General features: G+C 71.1%; 18 protein-coding genes. 11 read left to right on the forward strand and 7 right to left on the reverse strand.

Features of this window, described 5'->3' with window-relative positions:
- Positions 1–148: 148 nt before the first annotated feature.
- The 7 genes from QA861_RS28315 (at position 149) to QA861_RS28345 (ending at position 9,927) form a co-directional block, all read left to right on the forward strand.
- A complete protein-coding gene (locus QA861_RS28315) occupies positions 149–2,068 on the forward strand; it encodes a hypothetical protein (RefSeq protein ID WP_334591431.1) in 1,920 nt (639 codons plus the stop codon).
- A gap of 110 nt (positions 2,069–2,178) precedes the next feature.
- A complete protein-coding gene (locus QA861_RS28320; protein WP_334591433.1) occupies positions 2,179–4,158 on the forward strand; it encodes a hypothetical protein in 1,980 nt (659 codons plus the stop codon).
- A 60-nt stretch (positions 4,159–4,218) separates the two neighbouring features.
- Positions 4,219–4,695 (forward strand): LLM class flavin-dependent oxidoreductase, encoded by a 477-nt coding sequence (locus tag QA861_RS28325; RefSeq protein WP_334591435.1) that lies wholly within the window; start codon positions 4,219–4,221, stop codon positions 4,693–4,695.
- 226 nt (positions 4,696–4,921) lie between these two features.
- Positions 4,922–5,212 carry a hypothetical protein gene (locus tag QA861_RS28330; protein ID WP_334591436.1) on the forward strand — a complete coding sequence of 97 codons (291 nt, stop codon included), beginning with the start codon at positions 4,922–4,924 and terminating at the stop codon, positions 5,210–5,212.
- 501 nt (positions 5,213–5,713) lie between these two features.
- Entirely contained in the window at positions 5,714–7,909 is a 2,196-nt protein-coding gene (locus QA861_RS28335) for an MMPL family transporter (protein WP_334591437.1), read from the forward strand.
- 135 nt (positions 7,910–8,044) lie between these two features.
- Positions 8,045–9,226, forward strand: coding sequence for a sensor histidine kinase (locus QA861_RS28340; RefSeq protein WP_334591438.1), 1,182 nt, complete (start codon positions 8,045–8,047; stop codon positions 9,224–9,226).
- Between the two features lie 23 nt (positions 9,227–9,249).
- Positions 9,250–9,927 carry a response regulator gene (locus tag QA861_RS28345; protein WP_334591439.1) on the forward strand — a complete coding sequence of 226 codons (678 nt, stop codon included), beginning with the start codon at positions 9,250–9,252 and terminating at the stop codon, positions 9,925–9,927.
- Positions 9,928–10,003: 76 nt separating this feature from the next.
- Here QA861_RS28345 and QA861_RS28350 read toward each other — a convergent pair whose 3' ends face one another.
- From QA861_RS28350 to QA861_RS28375, 6 genes are read right to left on the reverse strand one after another with little or no spacing between them, the layout of a single operon-like run.
- Positions 10,004–11,317 carry an amidohydrolase family protein gene (locus QA861_RS28350; protein WP_334591440.1) on the reverse strand — a complete coding sequence of 438 codons (1,314 nt, stop codon included), beginning with the start codon at positions 11,315–11,317 and terminating at the stop codon, positions 10,004–10,006.
- 25 nt (positions 11,318–11,342) lie between these two features.
- Positions 11,343–11,663, reverse strand: a complete 321-nt coding sequence (locus tag QA861_RS28355; RefSeq protein WP_334591441.1) for a hypothetical protein — start codon at positions 11,661–11,663, stop codon at positions 11,343–11,345.
- The gene (locus tag QA861_RS28360) at positions 11,626–12,048 is read right to left on the reverse strand and encodes a hypothetical protein (RefSeq protein ID WP_334591442.1); all 423 of its coding nucleotides are present in this window, start codon (positions 12,046–12,048) and stop codon (positions 11,626–11,628) included. The genes QA861_RS28355 and QA861_RS28360 overlap by 38 nt, the downstream gene beginning before the upstream one ends.
- Entirely contained in the window at positions 12,045–12,758 is a 714-nt protein-coding gene (locus QA861_RS28365) for an ABC transporter ATP-binding protein (protein ID WP_334591444.1), read from the reverse strand. The genes QA861_RS28360 and QA861_RS28365 overlap by 4 nt, the downstream gene beginning before the upstream one ends.
- 2 nt (positions 12,759–12,760) lie before the next feature.
- The gene (locus QA861_RS28370) at positions 12,761–13,474 is read right to left on the reverse strand and encodes an ABC transporter ATP-binding protein (protein ID WP_334591445.1); all 714 of its coding nucleotides are present in this window, start codon (positions 13,472–13,474) and stop codon (positions 12,761–12,763) included.
- Positions 13,452–15,563: a branched-chain amino acid ABC transporter permease gene (locus QA861_RS28375; RefSeq protein WP_334591446.1), complete on the reverse strand. Its 2,112-nt coding sequence runs from the start codon at positions 15,561–15,563 to the stop codon at positions 13,452–13,454. Before QA861_RS28375 ends, QA861_RS28370 begins: the two co-directional genes overlap by 23 nt.
- 96 nt (positions 15,564–15,659) lie before the next feature.
- On the opposite strand from QA861_RS28375, the gene QA861_RS28380 reads away from it, so the two are divergent.
- The 4 genes from QA861_RS28380 to QA861_RS28395 are packed head-to-tail and all read left to right on the forward strand — an operon-like array spanning position 15,660 to position 18,806.
- On the forward strand, positions 15,660–16,076 hold the full coding sequence (locus tag QA861_RS28380; RefSeq protein ID WP_334591447.1) for a nuclear transport factor 2 family protein: 417 nt from the start codon (positions 15,660–15,662) through the stop codon (positions 16,074–16,076).
- Complete coding sequence (locus QA861_RS28385) at positions 16,073–17,167, forward strand: acyl-CoA dehydrogenase family protein (RefSeq protein ID WP_334591448.1); 1,095 nt, start codon at positions 16,073–16,075, stop codon at positions 17,165–17,167. The genes QA861_RS28380 and QA861_RS28385 overlap by 4 nt, the downstream gene beginning before the upstream one ends.
- A gap of 6 nt (positions 17,168–17,173) precedes the next feature.
- Positions 17,174–17,968, forward strand: a complete 795-nt coding sequence (locus QA861_RS28390) for an acyl-CoA dehydrogenase family protein (RefSeq protein WP_334591449.1) — start codon at positions 17,174–17,176, stop codon at positions 17,966–17,968.
- Positions 17,969–17,978: 10 nt separating this feature from the next.
- On the forward strand, positions 17,979–18,806 hold the full coding sequence (locus tag QA861_RS28395) for an acyl-CoA thioesterase (RefSeq protein WP_334591451.1): 828 nt from the start codon (positions 17,979–17,981) through the stop codon (positions 18,804–18,806).
- A gap of 78 nt (positions 18,807–18,884) precedes the next feature.
- On the opposite strand, the gene QA861_RS28400 is transcribed toward QA861_RS28395, so the two are convergent.
- The gene (locus tag QA861_RS28400; RefSeq protein WP_334591452.1) at positions 18,885–20,054 is read right to left on the reverse strand and encodes an acyl-CoA dehydrogenase family protein; all 1,170 of its coding nucleotides are present in this window, start codon (positions 20,052–20,054) and stop codon (positions 18,885–18,887) included.
- Positions 20,055–20,099 lie beyond the last annotated feature (45 nt).

The following is a 20,099-nucleotide window of genomic DNA, read 5'->3' on the forward strand; positions in this document are numbered from 1 at the left end:
CGACCGACCGCGGAGACACGCGAGTTCGACATTTCCTGCCGCACGGACGTCTTCACGAGAACTTAGTTCTCGTATAGAAAGAGCACAGCTTACACATAGGGGGAATGTACCGCTCATCAAAATGTCATGTATCTGACGAAGGAGAGACATGCGTACGAGACCCAGGAGCCTCGCCGCTCTGGTGGCCTTGGTCGGCGTCACCGCCTTCCTGTCACCTGCTCAGGCGGCCTCGAACAACACTGCCGCCCCGTCCCCACCCCCACCCGCTCCCGAGCGCATCCGAGTGGAAAGACTCCCGCTGCCACCGACCGCCCCCTCGAACGCGGCAGGAACGTGCACCAGTGCCGTCAACCCCCGCGGCACGGGGTGCATGGCCGCTGACTGGAACTCCGGCCTGCGCACCGGCGGCTTCCTCCCGGACAGCCGTACCGTCACCGCGGCCGTCCGGTTCGCCGGCGCTCCCGCCGCACCCGACCCGGCGAGCATGTACAGCGGGGACCAGCTCATCCTGGTGAGGACCGACGGGAAGACCTTCCCGAACGGTGACGCGTGGAAGTGCCTGACCTGCGGCACGCCTCCCGCCAACAAGCAGGGCATGAACGCCGACACCAGCTACCCGCAGCCGTTCTCCGACGGCAGGCGAGTGCTGTACGGGACGAACATCGTCGACTGCGGCCCGTACGGTCTCGCCTCACCGGCCTGTACCCCGGACCGCCTCCACATCTACCCGATCCGCTGGAACAACACCGCCGACGGATCCGGTCCCGGCGGCAACATCCGCGAACTGCGCCTGCACCCCGACCAAATGCACCTGGGCTTCAACAGCGTCTCCGTCACCGGCGGGCGCTTCGACCAGTACGGCTACTTCGGCCGGCTCCGCTTCGACCCGGCACCCGCGACCGGGACACCGCTCGCTCCTCGCTACGAGGTGGAAAAGGTCACCCGCCTCCTCGACGCCTCCCCCGCCGCACAGTCGGTGCACGTCGACCCGCGCACGCCGTCGAAGCTGGTGTTCGATCCCTCTCGGCCCGGCGTCGGAGAGTTCCGGGGCTTCTCCAAGGACGGCAGCGAGGCCTTCTACGTCGGCTTCCCGGTCGAGTCGTCCAACATCGACCTGATGGCCGTCGGCCTGCGCACGGGCAAGGTCCGCCGGATGACGGCCGACCCCGGGTACACCGATCCCGTGGACGCCTCGCCGGACGACCGGTGGATCGTGGCGCTGGACACCCGCGGCACGGACCGTATGTCCTTCCTGGCCGGCATGACCGGGCTCCCGGCGGTCACCGACCTGTTGTCCACCTCGGTGGTCTCCTCGGTGCGCAACAACGGCCAACGACGCTTCTTCCAGCCGTATCTGATCGACCGTTACGGTGACCGCGGCTCGTACCGGGGCCAGCGTCTCAACTACGCGAACATCTCCCCCGACTGGAACGCGGGCGCCGACCCGCGCTGGTCCCCCGACGGCACCGCCGTGTCCTACCAGGAGCGGCTGGTGTCGGCACCTTCCTGCGGCGGAGCGAACCCACTGCCCTGCCCGGTGTCCACCGAACCGGGCGGCCGCCGCACCCGGCTGATGATCGCCCGTCTGGTCGACCGTGAACCCGTACATCGGCGGCCCGTCGCACCGGTCTCCGACCGGGTGCCGTGGGGCACGCCCTACGTCCCGGGCAGCGCGATCCCGCTGCGGCCCTACCCGGCACAGGGCACCTACACCCTGCGCGGGAAGGCGTTCGGCAGCGCGGAGGTCGGCATCGTGTGGGACGACGCGAAGACCGCCGTGAAGACCGTGTCGGTGCGCTACCAGCGTTACTCGGACGACGGCCGGAACGTCTTCCAAGGCTCCGAGAGCGTGACACGCACCAGCACCAGCCCGACCCTGACCAGCCTCGACTGGTACTCGGACCTGGTGAAGACCGACCGGGGCGGCAAGGTGCTGGCCACCAAGAAGTCCAGCGCCGACGGCTTCCACATCACGATCGACCTCTGGCAGACGATCTTCCAGGCGACCGGCACCCTCACCACGACGGTCGGCCCACGGACGTACACGCAGCCCGCCAACGGAACCTGAACACCCCGGTACACGGGCTCCGGTGGCCCGGCCCGCATCTCGCGGGCCGGGCCACCGGGCGCGCCGTCTCCGGATCGTCTTCGGATCATCCGCGCAGAGAAAGGTTCTCCATGCCGACCGGATCAGTCAGACATGTGATCACCCAACAGTGCCGCCTCGCGATCGCCCTGTTGGCGGTCCTGACGGTGTGGTGGGGCGCGACACCGGGGGCGTCGGCGAACCCACCGGCATCGGCGCTCCGGCCGCCGGCCGCACCATCCGCGCCGAAGCCCGAGCCGGTCGCCGTCAGCGAGCTGCCGGTTCCGCCCACACCGCCGTCGAGCAGCACCGGGGCCTGCACGGCCGCCACGGGCTGCATCAGCAGCGTGACGGCGGGCGGCTTCCTTCCCGGCAGCAGGACCGTCACCGCGTCGTTCACCTACGCCGGGGCGCCCGCGGCACCGGACCCGCGAAGCGTCTACACCGGCAACCAGCTCGCTCTGATCAAGACCGACGGCGGCAGGTTTCCCGACGGCAACCCGTGGAAGTGCGTGACCTGCGCGGTTCCGGCCGCCAACCAGGCAGGAGTCGCCGGGGACTTCCGCTACGCCCAGCCGTTCCGCGACGGCAGACGAGTGCTGGCGGGCACCAGCGTCGTCGACTGCTCCCCCTACCGGATCACCGACCCTCGCTGCACCCCGGCCGCCACGCGCGCATATCCCGTCCGCTGGAACGTCACGCCTGACGGATCAGGACCGGGCGGCGGCGTCATGGGACTCAAGCTCAACCCCGACAACGTCCACGTCGGATGGAACAAGGTCATCCGGCCGACCGCGCCCGGCGACGCCTTCGACGAGATCGCCTACTTCGGCCGTCTCCGCTTCAACCCGCACCCCACCACCGGCACACCACTGACCCCCCGCTACGACATCGTCAAGGTCACCGGGCTCTACAACTCTGATCCCGCACTGAACGGCCACTTCTTCCGCGTGGACCCCCGTGATCCGAGCAAGCTGCGGTACGACCAGCGGGCCGCAGTGGGCGAGTTCAAGAACTTCAGCGGCGACGGCAGGTCCCTGATCGGGATCGGCAACGCCCGGTCCGTGAACCTGGACCACTTCGCCACCAGCCTCACCACCGGCAAGTCCCGCAGGCTGGACGCCGACCCCGGCTACAGCGACCCCGCCACCAGCTCACCGGACGACAACTGGACGGTCACGATGGACGTCCGCTACCGGAACCGCTTCCACTTCATGGCAGGGCTGCCGGGCGTACCCCCGCTCGTCGACATGCTCCCGACCGGAGCCGCCGCGTCCGCCGGCTACAACATCCGCACCCGACGGCTCTTCCAGCCCTTCCTGATCGACCGGCACGGCGACCGGGGCAAATACCACGGCCAGCAGATCAACGCCTGCACCACCGGCCCCTGTTCGACATCGGCCACCGGACCCGGCAGCACCGCCGACTCCCCGTTCTGGGCCGCGCGCGCCGACTCCTACTGGTCCGCCGACGGCACCCGGATCGTCTACGGCCAGACCTACTCCTCCCCCACCGACTGCGGTCCCCCCTTCGACCCGGCCGCCTGCCCGCCGTCCAGCGAACCCGGCGGCCGTACCTCCCGCCTCATGCTGGCCCACCTCACCAGCCGCAAACCGCACCACCTCCCGCCCGTCCACCCGGTCTCCGACTCGGTCCCCTGGGGCACGCCCTACCACCCCGGAGACCCGGACCCCAAGCGACCGCATCTGCCCGCCGGGCACTACACGCTCGACGGCACGTTCGCCGGCCGGGCCACCGTCGACCTCGTCGAGAACACCACCGGAATCGGCCTCACCCGGATCTCCGTCGCGTACAAGAACTACAGCGACGACGGGAAGACCTTCCTCAACGGCACCGAGAGCGCCGACAACGCCGGCACCCCGTCCAGCCCGGTGACCTTCCACACGCGTCTGCGCGTCACCGGACAGCACACCGGCACCAGGACCACCAGCGAGCCGGGCGGCTACACCGCATCACCCCTGTCCTCCCTCACGGGCTCATACCAGCCGGCGGGCACCATGACGACCATCCTGGACGGCCGCGTGTACACCCAGCCCGTGTCCTACTCCTGAGCGCACCGGCCCCACCGACCGGAAGGCAGGCAGGCAGGCAGGCAGGCAGGCAGGCAGACCTTGACGTCAGGACACGACCACAGGGCGCGGACGGCTCCGGAGCTGTCGTGCGGCCTGCCTCCCGGACCGGACTTCACCGACCTGGCCGTCCTCGCCGAGGAACTCGGCTACACCCGGGTGTGGATCTACGACTCGGCACCCCTGTGGGAGGACCCGTTCATCCATCTGGCGCTCGCGGCCCGCCGAACCACCCGTATCGTTCTCGCGACCGCAGTCCTCGTACCCGAGGAGCGCTCCATAATGACCATGGTCTCGTCCATCGCCACGATCGCGCGTCTGATGCCCGGCCGTCTCCGCGCCTGCTTCGGCACCGGCTTCACCGCACGCCGGGCACTGAGCCGGACCCCGATGCGACTGGACACCTTCACCGCGTACGTCGACGCGGTGCGCCGCCTCCCGCGGGTGGGACCGCCGTGGTGGACGGCAGGCCCACTCGCATGCTCCACACCGCCGGCCTGGCGACGCCCCGTCCGCTGAACGTCCCCGTATGGGTCAGCGTCTTCGGCCCCCGGGGCTCCGCCCTGGCCGGCCACCTGGCCGACGGGATCATCGGACGACCCCACCCCACCCTCCCCACGGCGACACTCCTTTCCGGCACGGTCCTCGACGAGGGTGAGGACCCGGGCGGCGAGCGGGTCAGCGAGGCCATCGGCCCCTGGCGGGTGACTGGCACGAGGCCTACGCACGGGGCGGGGCCGAGGCGGTGGACGCCAAGCCGGGCGGGCGTGAGTGGCGTGCGGCGGTGGAGGCGCTCGCCGGTACCGACGAGCGCCATCTGTTCACCTTCGAGGGGCACGTCGCCGACCTCACCGCACGTGACCGCCCTCTCCTCGATCACATCGACACCCGCACCATGGTGGGCGACATCGCCCGCATCGGTCGCAAGCTGTCCCGGCTGGGCGACCTCGGCTACCAGGAGGTGATCTACACGCCGACGGGCCCGGACGTGCCCCGGGAACTACGCGCCTTCGTAACGGCCCGGGCGCTGGCCTAGGTTCCCCTGCAGACGGACGGCCCGGGACTCGCGGCTCTTGCAGGCTCAGGGCGCGTCGGAGGATGAGGGCACCGACAGCGACGGTAGGACAGCACCTCCGGTCGCGGACCGCTCGCCCAGGAACGTCAGTACTTCTCAGGCCCTGCCGGCTGCCCGGCGTGCTCGGCCGGCGGGACGCGGCCAACGTCGTGATGGGCCCGGTCCCAGTCGTCCGGCTTGCCGCACGTCGGCGACGGCACCCTTTACGGGACACGCATCCCGCAGACCACCCGCGCCTACGGCCCGACTCGTCGCAGGTGGTGGCGAACGGGACGCCGCCGGCCGAGCCGTCGACCACACCGCACGCGTTGTACGGCGCTGTCCGGCACCGCGTCTACTTCGATCGCAGTAGACGCAAGTGTCTGCGAACGGCCAACGACGAGAGAGCGCGGAACTGCGAGCGTGGGGGTGGGCCGAAATCACCGGCCCGTTGGTGTGACGTACCCCTTGAAAGGCCCGTCGATGTCCTCTCTCGCCCGCTGGTGCCACCGGCACCGGCTCGCTGTCGTCATGGTCTGGGTGGGCCTGCTGGTCGCCCTGGGAGCCGGGGTCGGCGCGGCCGGCAACGCCTTCGGCAACAGCCCGACCGCGCAGAACACCGACTCGGCCAAGGCCACGGCCCTGCTGCAGCACGCCTCGAACAGCGCGGCGGGCAAGAGCGGCCGCGTCGTGTGGCAGCTGGACGGCGGCAAGGTCACCGAGCCCGCGGCGGAGAAGGCGATGACGGGGGCGCTGGACCGTATCGTCGACGCCCCCGGGGTCGCCGCGGTGAGCAGCCCCTACACGGCCGAGGGCAGGACGCAGGTCAGCAAGGACGGCGAGACGGCGTACGCCACGGTCGCGTTCGACCGGGACGTGGAGGACTCGCAGGTCGACCACGTGAAGGAACTCGCCACCGCGCCGGGAACGGGAAGCCTGCACATCGCGCTCAACGGCCAGGCGTTCACCATCAACCCCGAGCCGAACCCCGTGGCCGACGCCATGGGCATCATCCTCGCCTTCATCGTGCTTCTGTTCGTCTTCCGCGCCGTGTGGGTGGCCGCGCTGCCCATCATCACGGCCATCGTCGGCGTCGGTACCTCCGCGGTCACGGTGATCCTGCTCAGCCACGTCATCACGCTCTCCAGCACGACGCTGACCCTCGGCTCACTGATCGGCCTCGGCGTGGGCATCGACTACGCCCTGTTCATCGTCAACCGGCACCGCGCCAACCTGCTGGCGGGCATGGGAGTCCCCGAGTCGACGGCCAAGGCCCTCAACACCTCCGGCCGTGCCGTGCTCTTCGCCGGGCTGACCGTCGTCGTCGCGCTGCTCGGCATGCTCATCCTGAACGTCGGCATCATCAACGGCATGGCCATCGGCGCCGCCGTCACCGTCGTCCTGACCGTGCTGGCCGCCGTCACCCTGCTGCCCGCGCTGCTCGGCATGATCGGCCCACGGGTCCTCAGCCGCAAGGAACGACGGGAACTGACCGGCGAGGTGAGCCGGCGGTCCTCCGGCAAGCCCGGTGTGTGGGCCCGGTGGGCCGAGGTCGTCCAGGCCCGCCCCAAGGCGCTGGGTCTGGTCGCTCTCGCCGTGCTCGCGGCGCTCGCCTTCCCCACGCTGTCGCTGCGCCTCGGCGCGTCCGACGACGGCAACCTTCCCACCACCTCCACGAACCGCCAGGCGTACGACATGATCGCGGACGGGTTCGGCCCCGGCTTCAACGGTCCGCTCGTCCTCGCGGTCGAGGCCCCCACCGCCGCCGACAGGGCGGCCGAGGCGAAGCTGGTCACCACCCTCGAGCAGGTCGAGGGCGTCGCCAGTGCCTCCGCGGCGCCCATGAAGGAGGGACAGACGGTGGGTGTGGTCTCCGTCGTGCCCACGACCTCGCCCCAGTCGGCGGCCACCTCCGACCTGATCAGCCATCTGCGTGACCAGGTGATCCCACCGGCCGAGCAGGGCACGTCGATGAAGGTCTACGTGGGCGGTCTCACCGCGAGCAACGACGACTTCGCGTCGACCCTGATGTCCAAGCTGCCGCTGTTCGTGCTGGTGATCGCCGTGCTGGGCTTCCTGCTGCTGACCATCGCCTTCCGCAGCCTGCTCATCCCGGCCGTGGGCGCGGTGCTCAACATCCTCAGCATCGGAGTGGCCTTCGGCGCGATCGTCGTGGTCTTCCAGTACGGCTTCGGCGCCGGACTCCTCGGGCTCGGCGCGGCCGGACCGATCGAGTCGTTCGTGCCGATCCTGGTCGTCGGCATCATGTTCGGCCTCTCCATGGACTACCAGGTCTTCCTGGTCAGCCGGATGCGCGAGGAGTGGGCGCACACCGGTGACAGCCGTCGGGCGGTCCGGGTCGGTCAGGCCGAGACCGGCAAGGTTATCTCCGTGGCCGCCGCCATCATGTTCTGTGTCTTCGGCTCCTTCGTCTTCGGCGGCATGCGGGTCATCGCCGAGTTCGGGGTCAGCCTCGCGGTGGCCGTCGCCGTCGACGCCCTGCTGATCCGCATGGTCCTCGTGCCCGCGCTCATGCACCTGTGCGGGCGCGCCAACTGGTGGCTGCCCCGCCGACTCGACCAGGCGCTGCCCCACGTGTCCGTGGAGGGCCCTGTGGACGAGCCTGCGCACACGCGGCACCCGATGCGCGAGCCGCAGTCCGCCGGCGTGGCCGACTAGCCGACCGGCACGAGGGCCGACGGAACCGACGGAACCGACCGGCACGACAGGCACGACGGGCACGACGCCGAACGCGTGGGCCGGCCAGGCGGGCGATCTCGCCTTCGGCCGGCCCGCGCTGCTTAGAGTGAGGGAATGGACGTGAGGATGGTATGGCTGCAGTGGCTGGCCCGTCATGACCGTGTCAGGGACGCGCTCCCGGCGGTACCGCTGGTCGTGGCGGCCGCGGCGGCGACCGCCGTCGGAGAGTCCTCCTGGCACGAACCGCACTGGACCGCGGCGGCCTGGACGGCGGTGTCCTGCCTGCCTCTGGTCGTCCGCAGCCGCTGGCCGCTGCCCGTCGCCCTCGTCACGCTGGCGGCCAGCCTCACGCAGATGGCCTTCGCCTCACACATCGCCCTGGCACCGGCCGCCGGCCTCGTCGCCCTGTACACGCTCGCCACACTCGGCAGCCGGCGCACCGCGTGGATCGTCGGCATCGCCGCCGCGGTGGCGATCACCGGTGTCCATGCCGCGACCCACGCGGAGTCCCTGGTGGGAGGGGCCGGCCTGCTGCGGTTCGACTTCGCGATCGCCGCCACGGCGCTGGGCCGCGCCGTCCGCAGCCGCCGTGACCACCTCGCCGCGGCCAGGGCACGCGTCAAGCGGGCCGAAAACATGCAGGAGCAGGAGGCACGGCGCCGCGTCACCGAGGAACGCGTGCGCATCGCACGCGATCTGCACGACGTCGTCGCCCACCACATCACCCTGGTCAACGCCCAGGCCGGGGTGGCTCACCACCTCATGCGCGCCAACCCCGAGCAGGCCTACGAGGCGCTGGCCCACATCAAGGACAACAGCCGTGCCGCGCTCGACGAACTGCGTGCCACCGTCGGCCTGTTGCGCCAGCCCGACGACGCGCCCGGCACCCGGGCCCCCATCCCGCGCCTGGCCGATCTCGACGCCCTCGCCGGCGGGTTCCGGGCGAGCGGGCTGTCCGTGCGGGTGACCAGCACCGGTGTACCCGCGCCGCAGGCGCCCGCCACCGAACTGACCGCCTACCGCATCATCCAGGAAGCCCTCACCAACACCCACAAGCACGCATCCGCCACCCGGGCCGCCGTCATCCTGGACTACGGTCCGCACGCGCTGCGGGTCACCGTGACGGACGACGGACGCCCCGGCGTGCCCAAGGGCGAGGGCACCGGCCACGGGCTGATGGGCATGCACGAGCGCGCCGCCGCCATCGGCGGGACCGTCACCGCCGGACCGCGGCTCGAAGGCGGCTTCCAGGTCGTCGCGGACCTGCCGCTCTCCCTCGCCCCCGCACCGGTCTGACCGACCCGTAAGGAATCCCGCCCGTGACGATTCGTGTTCTGCTCGCCGACGACCAGGCACTGCTCCGCGGCACCTTCCGGCTGCTCATCGACGCGCAGCCGGACATGGAGGTCGTCGCCGAGGCCTCCAACGGGCGCGAGGCCGCGCAGCTGGCCCGCGCCGAGCGTGCGGACATCGTGGTGATGGACATCCGGATGCCCGAGGTCGACGGTATCGAGGCCACCCGGCTGATCGGCGAGGACGAGGACATGGCGGGAGTCAAGGTCCTCGTCCTGACCACCTTCGAGGAGGACGAACTCGTCGTCGAGGCGCTCCGGGCGGGCGCGAGCGGCTTCCTGGGCAAGGGCATCGAACCGGCCCAACTCCTCGACGCCCTCCGCCTCGTCGCCGCCGGTGAGGCGCTGCTCTCCCCCACGGCGACCAAGGGCCTCATCGCCCGTGTCCTCGCCCATCCCTCCCCCGGTGGCCTCGTGGACCCGCGGCGGCTGGCCACCCTGACTCCCCGTGAACGCGAGGTGATGACCCTGGTGGCAACCGGCCTGTCCAACGACCAGATCGCCGAACGCCTCTTCGTCACTCCGGTCACCGCGAAGACCCACGCCAACAGGGCGATGACCAAACTGGGCGCCCGTGACCGTGCCCAACTGGTCGTCATCGCCTACGAGACCGGCCTGGTCCAGGCCGGGGAGCCGCGGGTCTGAGGCGGACCTGCCGCGCAGGGACGGTGCGGCGGTGCCTCGCGGCCGGGCACCGTCGCGCGTGCCCGGCCGCCGGCCCCTATCGGCCGTCTCCCGTGCTTTCCGCCGCGGCGAGCGCCGCCGTTGCCTTCTTGCGGTAGACGGCGAGTTTCTCGGCGGGGGCGATGACCTGGTGGCTGCGCGACCTGACGGACACGTCGTGGTCCCCCGCGGTGCTGCGCAGGGCGCCCACGGTCGCCTGATCGCGGGGGACGTGGGCGAACGGGTCGAAGGAGTACCAGCGCATCGCGTTCTCGTACGTCATCTTGTTGATCTCGTCGTCGGACACGGCGTTGGCGGTCAGAACCTCGTGGAGTTCCTCGGGCGCGTTCGGCCACATCGAGTCGCTGTGCGGGTAGTCGGCCTCCCAGCAGATGTTGTCGATCCCGATGTCGTGGCGCAGCCGTACCCCGATCGGGTCACTGATGAAGCAGGTCAGGAAGTGCTCGCGGAACACCTCGGACGGCAGCTTGCCGCCGAAGTCCTGCAGCGTCCAGGTGGAGTGCATCTCGTAGGTGCGGTCGATGCGCTCGAGGAAGTACGGGACCCAGCCGGTGCCCCCCTCCGACAGCGCGATCTTCGTGCGGGGGAACTCCTTCAGGACGCGCGACCAGATCAGGTCGGCGGCGGCCTGGACCAGGTTGATCGGCTGGAGGGTGATCATCACGTCCGGCGGGGCGTCGGGCGCGGTGATGGCGAGGCGGCCGGAGGAGCCGATGTGCAGGTTCATCACCGTGTCGCTGTCGGCGAGCGCCCGCCACACCGGGTCCCAGTACTCGGTGTGGAAGCTGGGGTACCCGAGCGGGACCGGGTTCTCGGGGAAGGTCAGCGAGTGGCAGCCCTTCTCGGCGACCCGGCGTATCTCCTGGGCGCACAGTTCGGCGTCCCAGATCGCCGGGAGTGCCATCGGGATGAAGCGGCCGGGGTGCGCGGCGCACCACTCGTCGATGTGCCAGTCGTTGTAGGCGCGTACCAGGGCGAGGGAGAAGTCGGAGTCCTCGGTGGCGAACAGGCGGGCGGAGAAGCCGGGGAAGGAGGGGAAGTTCATCTGGGCGAGGACCCCGCCGGCGTTCATGTCGGCGACGCGTTCCTCGACGTCGTAGCAGCCGGGCCGTATCTCGTCCAGGCCCTGCGGCTCCATGCCGTACTCCTCCTTGGGGCGTCCCGCGACCGCGTTGAGCGCGGCGTTGCCGATGCGGGCGTCCCGGAACTGCCAGATGTCGGTGCCGTCCTCGCGGTGCACCAGACGCGGGGCGTCGTTCTTGTAGCGGGCCGGCAGGTGGTTCGCGAACAGGTCGGGCGGTTCGATGATGTGGTCGTCAACGCTGATGAGGATCATGTCGTCGCGGTCCATGGATACTCCTTGAGCTCGGTGCAGATCAGTCCGAGGCGGGCAGGGCCTTGGGTGGTTTGACGGCCAAGGGCTTTCCTCCGTACGTCAGACGGCCCGAGCCGGAGGCGGTGCAGAGGAGTTCGAGAGCGTCGTCCGGGTCGACGTAGCGCTTGCCGATGAGGGTGTCGGGGGCCTGGCCTGACGGCTGCGGGGCAGGGGCGTCCTGGGCCGGCACCATTTCGGCGCCGCCGCATTCGACGGGGCCCGACATCTGCTGCGGGGCCCGGATCACGATGACGCGGGTGGTGCCGGCGGTGCAGGCCAGTTGGTCACCGGGGCGCAGGGCCGGCGTGCGGGGTGACGGCATGGCGCGGTTCTCCTTCGGGTGCGGGGATGATCACGGCGGCCGGGTCGAGCCGCTCGCCGAGCTGGTACAGGTCATACGACTGGCGGGCGAGCCAGAAGCGGAGGAACCCGGTGAGTGAGTAGCGCAGGAACAGCGCGCCGCCCACCATTGCGGCGGTGACACCGCCGAGGCCGAGGGCGAGGGCGTCGCCCTGGCCGAGGGAGCTGTCCGTGGCGTGGGCGAGCGGGAAGGCGAGCGCGCCGAGTGCCAGGCCGACGGCCATGAGCAGTCCGCCCAGGCGCAGCCAGAGCGTGGCGCGGGCGGTGGCGGGGTCGGGGATCTTCAACTCGGCGAGTTCGCGCACGAACCGGTCAGCGCGCGCCTCGGAGGTGGGGCCTGTGGTCATGTCTGGCTCCCCAGATAGTAGGAGGAGAGTTCGGCGTGCAGGGAGCTGTCGGGGTGCCCCTGCCACTGGATACGGCCACGGACGAGTACGGCGGCGTGGTCGGCGATCTTCAGGACGGCGGCGGCGAACTGTTCGACGACGAGGACGGCGACGCCCTGCCGGGCGATGTCGGCGACGAGTTCGTACAGTTCGGCGACCACCAATGGGGCGAGCCCCATGGACAGTTCGTCCAGGATCAGGACGGCGGGGTCGGTGACCAGGCCCCGGGCGAGGGCAAGCATCTGCTGTTCGCCGCCGGAGAGGGTGCCCGCGGCCTGGGCGCGCCGGGTTCCGAGGACTGGGAAGCGGGAGTACGCGATCTCCTCGATCTCCGCCTGGGCGCGGCCTGTGAAGGTCATCATCAGGAGGTTGTCGCGCACGGACAGGTTGGGGAAGACACCCCGGCCCTGGGGGATGAGGCACACTCCGGCGCGGGCGAGGTCGCCCGGGCGGACGCCGGTGGCGTCCCGGTTGCCGAACAGCAGCCGGCCCGCGCTGGGCGGGTGCACTCCGGAGGCGACCTGCAGGAGGGTGGTCTTGCCGGCTCCGTTGGGGCCGAGGAGGGCCACGACTTGGCCCGCCCCGACGGTCAGGTCGACTCCGTGGAGCACGGTGATGCCGCCGTGCGCGGCGCGTATGCCGGACAGCTCGAGCAAGGGGTCTGTTCGCATGGTCATGCCTCCCCCAGGTAGGCCGCCAGGACCGTTTCGTCCTGCTGGACGCTGGCCGGCGGACCGCAGGCGACGACCGTGCCGAGGTCGAGGACGTACACCTCGTCGCAGACGCTCATCACCAGGCTCATGTCGTGCTCGACGAGCAGGACGGCGGTGCCCTCGTCGGCGAGCGAGCGAAGCAGCGCGGCGAACTGCTTGGTCTCGTCGGCGTCCTGTCCTGCGGCGGGCTCGTCGAGGAGCAGGACGCGTGGGCCGAGGACGAGGGCGCGGCCGACCTCGACCAGGCGGGCCAGGCCGGTGGGGAGCGCGTCGACGGGGTCGCCTGCCACGCCCGTCAGGCCGAGCCGGTCAAGCACCTGGTCCGTGGTGCGGGCCGCTTGCCGGTGTCGGGGGCCGAGTTCGGCGGCGACGAGGAGGTTGTCGCGGACGGAGAGGCGGCCGAAGAGCTCCAGGTTCTGGAAGGTGCGGGACATTCCGCGCCGGGCACGCCAGGCGGGGCCTTCGCGGGTGATGTCGCGGCCGTCGAGGCGGATCCGGCCGGTACGTGGCTTGCGCAGTCCGCAGACGACGTCGAACAGGGTGGACTTCCCCGCTCCGTTGGGACCGATGAGTCCGGTGATCCGGCCGGCCTCCGCGGTCAGCGACACCTCGTCCAGGGCACGGCGTCCGCCGAAGGCGACGGTGACCCCCTCAGCCTGCAGCAGTGGTGGCACGGCTCAGCACCTCCTCGTCCTCGCTCCGCCAGGGCCGGCGTACTCCCCACCACTCGAGTGGAATGTCTGTGGGCGGCGCCTTGGCCGCGGCGGCGCGGGCGCGCAGCAGTCCTGCGGCCACAGCGGCGACGGCGAGGAGCAGCCATCCGTTCGTCGCGCCGAGCGCCGCGAGCAGCCAGCATGTGGCCAGGACGCCGAGCATCGCGGACAGCAGCGTCCGGTCGCGGAACAGCGGCTCCCATTCGGCGCGCATGCGGGTCAGAATGCCGCCCGGGTTCTTGGCGAGGCCCATGCCGGCGAGTGCGACCATGAGGGAGGTGACGTCACTGGCCCAGGAGCCGGCCGAGGCGAGCAGTTGTGCCGGGACGACGAAGGCGAGGCCGGTGAACAGGCCCGTGCCGCTCGCGCCGAGCCCGCCGATGACGGCGATCAGGAAGATGGGCAGCCCCGCGACGAGGTTGAACTGCTCGGCGGTGACCGTCTGCAGCTGCATGCCGTACAGGGCGCCGCCGAGACCGGCGATCCCCGCGGACAGGGCGAACACGGCGGTCTTCGCGACGAGGAGCCGTCCGCCGAGGGTGGCGAAGGCGGCCTCGCTGTCGCGCAGAGCGATCAGCCGTCGGCCGTAGCGGCCCCTGCGCAGCGCGCCCACGACGAACGTGGTGAGCGCGAGGCAGACAGCGGAAAGGAGCAGCAGTTGGGTCGGCGAGGTCAGGTGCAGGCCGAACAGGTCGGGTCCTGTGACCGATACCGAGCCCTGGTCGAAGAGCGCGATGTGCACGCCCAGCACGTCGAAGGCGGGCAGGGTGAAGATCCAGCGGTCGAGTACGACGGCGAAGGCGGCGGTGCCGAGGGCGAGATAGATGCCGGACAGTCGCAGCGCGGGCAGGGCGATCAGCGCGCCGACGGCCGCGCAGACCAGCATCGCTACGGGCAGCGCCCACAGTTCACCTTGCGCACCCAGATGTCCCCACACCACGGCGCCGATGCCGGCGATGGACAGCTGGCACAGGGAGATCTGCCCGGTGAATCCGGCCAGGGGCACGAAGGACAGGGCGATGACGCCGAGTGGGAAGATCGTGCCGTACGAGATCACCTGGCCCTCGGTCAGGACTGTCACCAGGACCAGCGCGACGACCACGACGAAGCCCGCGAGGGCGAGGCCTCCGCGTAGCGTCGGCAGCGGGACGGGTACCAGGGTGCGGTCACGGCCGCGCAGCCTGCGGTGCGGGAAGGCGAGCAGGGCCAGGAACAGCAGCAGTGCGGGGGCGGCCAGGCGCAGGCCCGGCAGGTAGTCGTTCTGCGGCAGGTAGCCGGCGAGGTAGGCCTCCAGGAGCCCGACGACGACGGCGCCGAGGAAGGTGAGCGGCAGGCTGCTCAGGCGGCCGAAGACTGCGGCGGTGTAGGCGCTGACGATGAGCAGGGACAGTTGCATGGCGTCGAGCGCCACGGCGGGCGCGATGAGGATGCCGCCGACGGCGGCGAGCTGGATGCCGAGCACCCAGGCGATCCGGGTGGCGCGCAGCGGGTCGGCGCCGGTCAGGCCGGTGAGCGCGGGATCGTCGACGGACGCCCGCATCTCGGTGCCGATCCGGGTGCGGTGCATCAGGAACCACAGAGCCGCGGCGATGGCGAGGGCGACCACCATGGTGGTGGCCTGGTGCCAGGTGACGACGGCAGGGCCCAGGTGGAGCGCAGGCCGGTCTGCGAAGAACGGCATGAGCGGACGGGGGGCGTTGGGGTCCCACACCCAGCGCGCCAGCGCGATGCACCCGGTGAGCAGGGCGACGGTCATCACGAGGCGTTCCGCCTCGCCGAGCGCCTGCACCGGGCGCATCAGCACCCGTTCGACGAACAGGCCGAAGGCGGGGGCGAGGACGAGCAGAACGAAGGCGAGGGCGAGCGGAACCGGCCAGCCCCATCCGACGGACAGCTGCCAGTAGGAGAAGGCGGCGAGCATTCCGGCGGCGCCGTGGGCGAAGTTGAACACGCCGGTCGTGGCGTGGGTGACCACGAGGCCGGTGCCGATCACCGCGTAGACGGCGGCGGTGCTCAGGCCTACCGCAGTGAAGGCCAGGAACTGATCCATGATGTGGAAATTAGCTTCTCTCTATTGGAGAAGCAACCATCCGGAGCGATACTCCTTTAGCGAGAATGTCATTCTCATCCGAGAGGACTACGACCCTTGAGCGACACCGACGACCTGGTACAGATCCAACAACTGCTGGCCCGCTACGCGGTCGCCATGACCCGCGGGGACGTGGACCTGGTCCTCGCCGTCTTCACCCCGGACGGCAGTTACAGCGCCTTCGGCGACACCTACCCCCTCGACGGGTTCCCCGAGCTGATCGCCGCCGCCCCCAAGGGGCTGTTCATGGTGGGCACGCCGGTGATCGACCTCGACGGCGACTCCGCCGCCGGCACCCAGCCACTCTGCTTCGTCGAGCAGTCCGCGCACGACATGCGCATCGGCTACTACAGTGACACCTACGTCCGCACCCCGGACGGCTGGCGGCTGCGCACCCGCGCCATGACCTTCATCCGCCGCAGCGGGGCCCACGACTCGGGCCGCCCGCACGCCTTCGAGCGCACCCGCCCGTGAGGACCGACGACTTCCGGCAGGCACTGAGGACATGGCTTGACACTCACGACCTGACCCCGGGAAAAGGCCACGACCTCGACGACCAGGTCGCCCAACTGGCCCGAGTCCGGCAGGAGTTGTGGGCCGCTGGCTGGATGCGGCACGGCTGGCCGGCCGCCGTCGGCGGGCTCGGGGGGCCGAGCGTGCTGCGCGCGGTGCTGGGCGAGGAGATCGCCTCCCGGGGCCTGGCGGAGCCCGGCCTTTGGTCGATGGTCGAGGTCCTGACCCCCACCCTGATCGACTACGCGTCACCGGCGCTCGCCGCCGAGATGGCACCCCGGCTGCTGAGCGGCCGGGAACAGTGGTGCCAGGGTTTCTCCGAACCCGGCTCGGGCAGCGACCTCGCGTCCCTGTCCACGCGTGCGGTACGGGACGGCGACGACTGGGTGGTGACGGGACAGAAGGTGTGGACCAGCCTCGCCCAGTACGCGGCCCGCTGCGTCCTGCTGGCCCGCACGGGCGGGCCGGGACACGGTGGCATCAGCGCCTTCTTCGTCGACATGGACTCCCCCGGCATCACCGTACGGCCGCTGCGCACGATGCACGGCGTCGACGAGTTCGCCGAGGTCTTCTTCGACGACGTGCGCGTCCCCGGCGCGCGACTGCTGGGCGCCCCCGGCGACGGCTGGCGCCTCGCGATGGACCTGCTGCCCCACGAACGCTCCACCTGCTTCTGGCACCGGGTCGCCCACCTCTACAGCCGGCTTGACCGCCTCCTGGACGACGGCTGCGAACCGGACGCGGACGCGCTGGGCGCCGTCTGGCTCGACCTGCACACCGTGCGCTGCCGCTCGGCCGCCACCCAGCGAGCCCTCGCGGACGGCGGACGGCTCGGACCCGAGACCTCCGTCGACAAGATCCTCCTGGCCGGCGCCGAGCAACGCCTCTTCGACACCGCGCGCGACCTGCTTCCGGGCGCGGTGGAACTGGCCCAGGACGAGGCCTGGCGCACGGAGTACCTGTACTCGCGGGCCGCGACCATCTACGGCGGCACCGCGGAGATCCAGCGCAACATCGTCGCGCGCCGCCTGCTCGACCTCGGGAAGGAGTGAGACACGGTGGACACCGCCGAACGCGAACTGCTGGAAGAAACCCTGCGCAGGACCATGAAGACGAACACGCCGGGAGCCGGACTCGACGCCGCCCTGGCCGACCTGGGCTGGACCGAGATGCTCGCCCAGGAACCGGGCACCGCGATCCCGCTGGTGTTCCGGCTGCTCGGCGAGACCGGCGTCCAGGCGCCGGTCCTCAACGACGTCGTCCTGCGATCGGCGGGCGCCCCGCTCAAGGACCCGCCGCCGCTGCCATACGCGGGCGGGGCCTGGGTGACATGGGTCAGCGACGACACGGCCGAAGCCGGCCCGCTTGACCCCGGCCTGCCCCTGCGCCCCACCGAACCCGGCCACCTCCCCGCACCGGCCCTGGCTGCGGGACGCCGGGCGCTGGGCTGGTGGCTGCTCGGCTCCGGGCGGGCCATGCTGACGCTCGCCCGTGAACACGTCCTGGAACGGCAGCAGTTCGGACGCCCGCTCGCCTCCTTCCAGGCGCTCCGGCACCGGCTGGCGGAGACGTACGTGGCGCTGGAGGCCGCGGAGGCGGTCCTCGCCGCGGCCGACAACGACACCGGGTCCCTGCTGGCCAAGGCCGTGGCGGGCCGGTCCGCGCTCACCGCCGCCCGCCACTGCCAGCAGGCGCTCGGCGGCATCGGCTTCACCGCCGAGCACGCCCTGCACCGGCACGTCAAACGCGCTCTGGTCCTCGACGGGCTGCTCGGCTCCACCCGTGAGCTGACCCGCGAGGCCGGCCGGCTGCTGCTGCGCGAGGACCACGCACCCCGCCTCGTCGACCTGTGAGGAGCGCCCCGTGACCGGCCTGTGGAACGACCTGCTCGACTGCCTCGACCTCGCGCCCGCCGGGGCGAACGCCCACGAGGGCAGCTCACAGCAGTTGGAGTACCGGCGGCTCTTCGGCGGGCAGTTGCTCGCCCAGTTCGCCTGCGCGGCGCAACTCGCCGCGCCCGGCAAGGCCCTGAAGTCGCTGCACACCCAGTTCCTGCGGGAAGGACGCACCGGTGAACCGGTCGTCTACCGGAGCGAGGTGGCGCAGCAGGGCCGGACCTTCGCGGCCGTACGGCTCACCGCCCACCAGGAGCGGGGGGTCGTCGCGGTGGCGAACGCGAGCCTGCACACTTGGGAAGAAGGGTCCGACCGGCAGACGACCGAGCCCGTGCCGCCCCTGCCAGGACCGGAGCACGCCGTCGAACTCGGTCTGCTTCCCTGGGAGTCGAGGGCGGCGGCCGATCTCGACACGCCGAAGTCCGAGCCTGCCGAGTACGCGCTGTGGACCCGGATCCCGCCCGCGTCGCACACCTTCGCCCCCGCACTCCTCGCCTACGCCACCGACCTCACGGCGATCGGCACCGCGCTACGGCCCGTCGAGGGCGTGACCCAGGCGGACGCCGGCCTGGCCTTCACCTCGGCCGTCACCTCGCACACCGTGTGGCTCCACCGGCCGTTCACCACCGGGGACTGGCTGCTGCTGCGCCAGCACAGCCCGCTCGCCGCACACGGACGGTCCTTCGCGCGCGGCGACGTCCTCACCCGGGACGGCTCACTGCTCGCGTCGTACGCGCAGGAGGCGTTGCTGCGGTTCCCGCCGCGGGAGGCCTCCTCCGTACCGCAGGACCAGTGACGCCCCACCCCGACCACCCGCTTCACCACCCGACCGCCGCGCCGACACCTCGACGGCGCTGCGGCACGGTCAGTATCCTCATGCGTCCAGACCGCCGCGCCTGACGAGCTGGCTCGCGATGACGTTCCGCTGGATCTCGTTGGTTCCCTCGCCGACGATCATCAGCGGGGCGTCACGGAAGTAGCGTTCGACGTCGAACTCCGTGGAGTAGCCGTACCCGCCGTGGATGCGCACGGCGTTGAGGGCGATCTGCATGGCGGTCTCGGAGGCGAACAGCTTCGCCATCCCCGCCTCCATGCCCACCCGCCGGCCGGCGTCGGCCTCCCGGGCCGCGTACAGGGTGAGCTGACGGGCCGCACTCAGTGAAGTGGCCATGTCCGCCAGGTAGTTGCCGACCGACTGGTGCTTCCAGATCGGCTTGCCGAACGACTCCCGCTCCTGGGCGTAGGCGAGGGCGTCCTCGAACGCCGCCCGGCCGACCCCGAGCGCGCGGGCGGCGACCTGCAGACGTCCGGTCTCCAGGCCCTGCATCATCTGGGCGAAGCCCTTGCCCTCCACACCGCCGAGCAGAGCGTCGCCCGGGACCCGGAAGTCCTCGAAGGACAGCTCGCAGCTCTCCACGCCCTTGTAACCGAGCTTGGGCAGGTCGCGGGAGACGGTCAGCCCCGGACCGTGTTCCACGAGCAGGATCGAGATGCCCAGGTGAGCGGGCACGGCGTCCGGGTCGGTCTTGCACATCAGGGCGATCAGGCCGGAACGGCGGGCGTTGGTGATCCAGGTCTTCACCCCGTTGACCACGTAGCCGCGATCGCCGTCCCGGCGCGCGACCGTGCACATGGCCTGCAGGTCCGAACCTCCGCCGGGCTCGGTCAGCGCCATGGTCGCGCGGATCTCACCGGTGGCCGTCGCCGGCAGGTACCGGCGCTGCTGCGCCTGCGTGCCGAAGTGCTGCAGCAGCTTGGCGACGACGGCGTGGCCGCCCATCGCGCCGGTCAGGCTCATCCAGCCGCGGGCCAGTTCCTCGGTGATCAGGACGTGGCAGGGGGTGGAGACGGGGGTGCCGCCGTGGCTTTCGGGGACGGCGAGCCCGAAGACGCCGAGCCGCTTCATCCGGTCGATCAGGGCCTCGGGATAGGTGTTCGCGTGTTCCAGTTCCCGTACGACCGGCCTCACCTCCTTGTCGACGAAGTCACGCACCGTACGGACGATGAACCGCTCGTCCTCGGACAGGATGTCGAGAGTGCTCATGCTGTGGCGTCCTCGTGGGTGGAGGGGGTGGCGAGGGGGGCAGGC

It is taken from the genome of Streptomyces sp. B21-083, assembly GCF_036898825.1.
GTDB lineage: Bacteria > Actinomycetota > Actinomycetes > Streptomycetales > Streptomycetaceae > Streptomyces.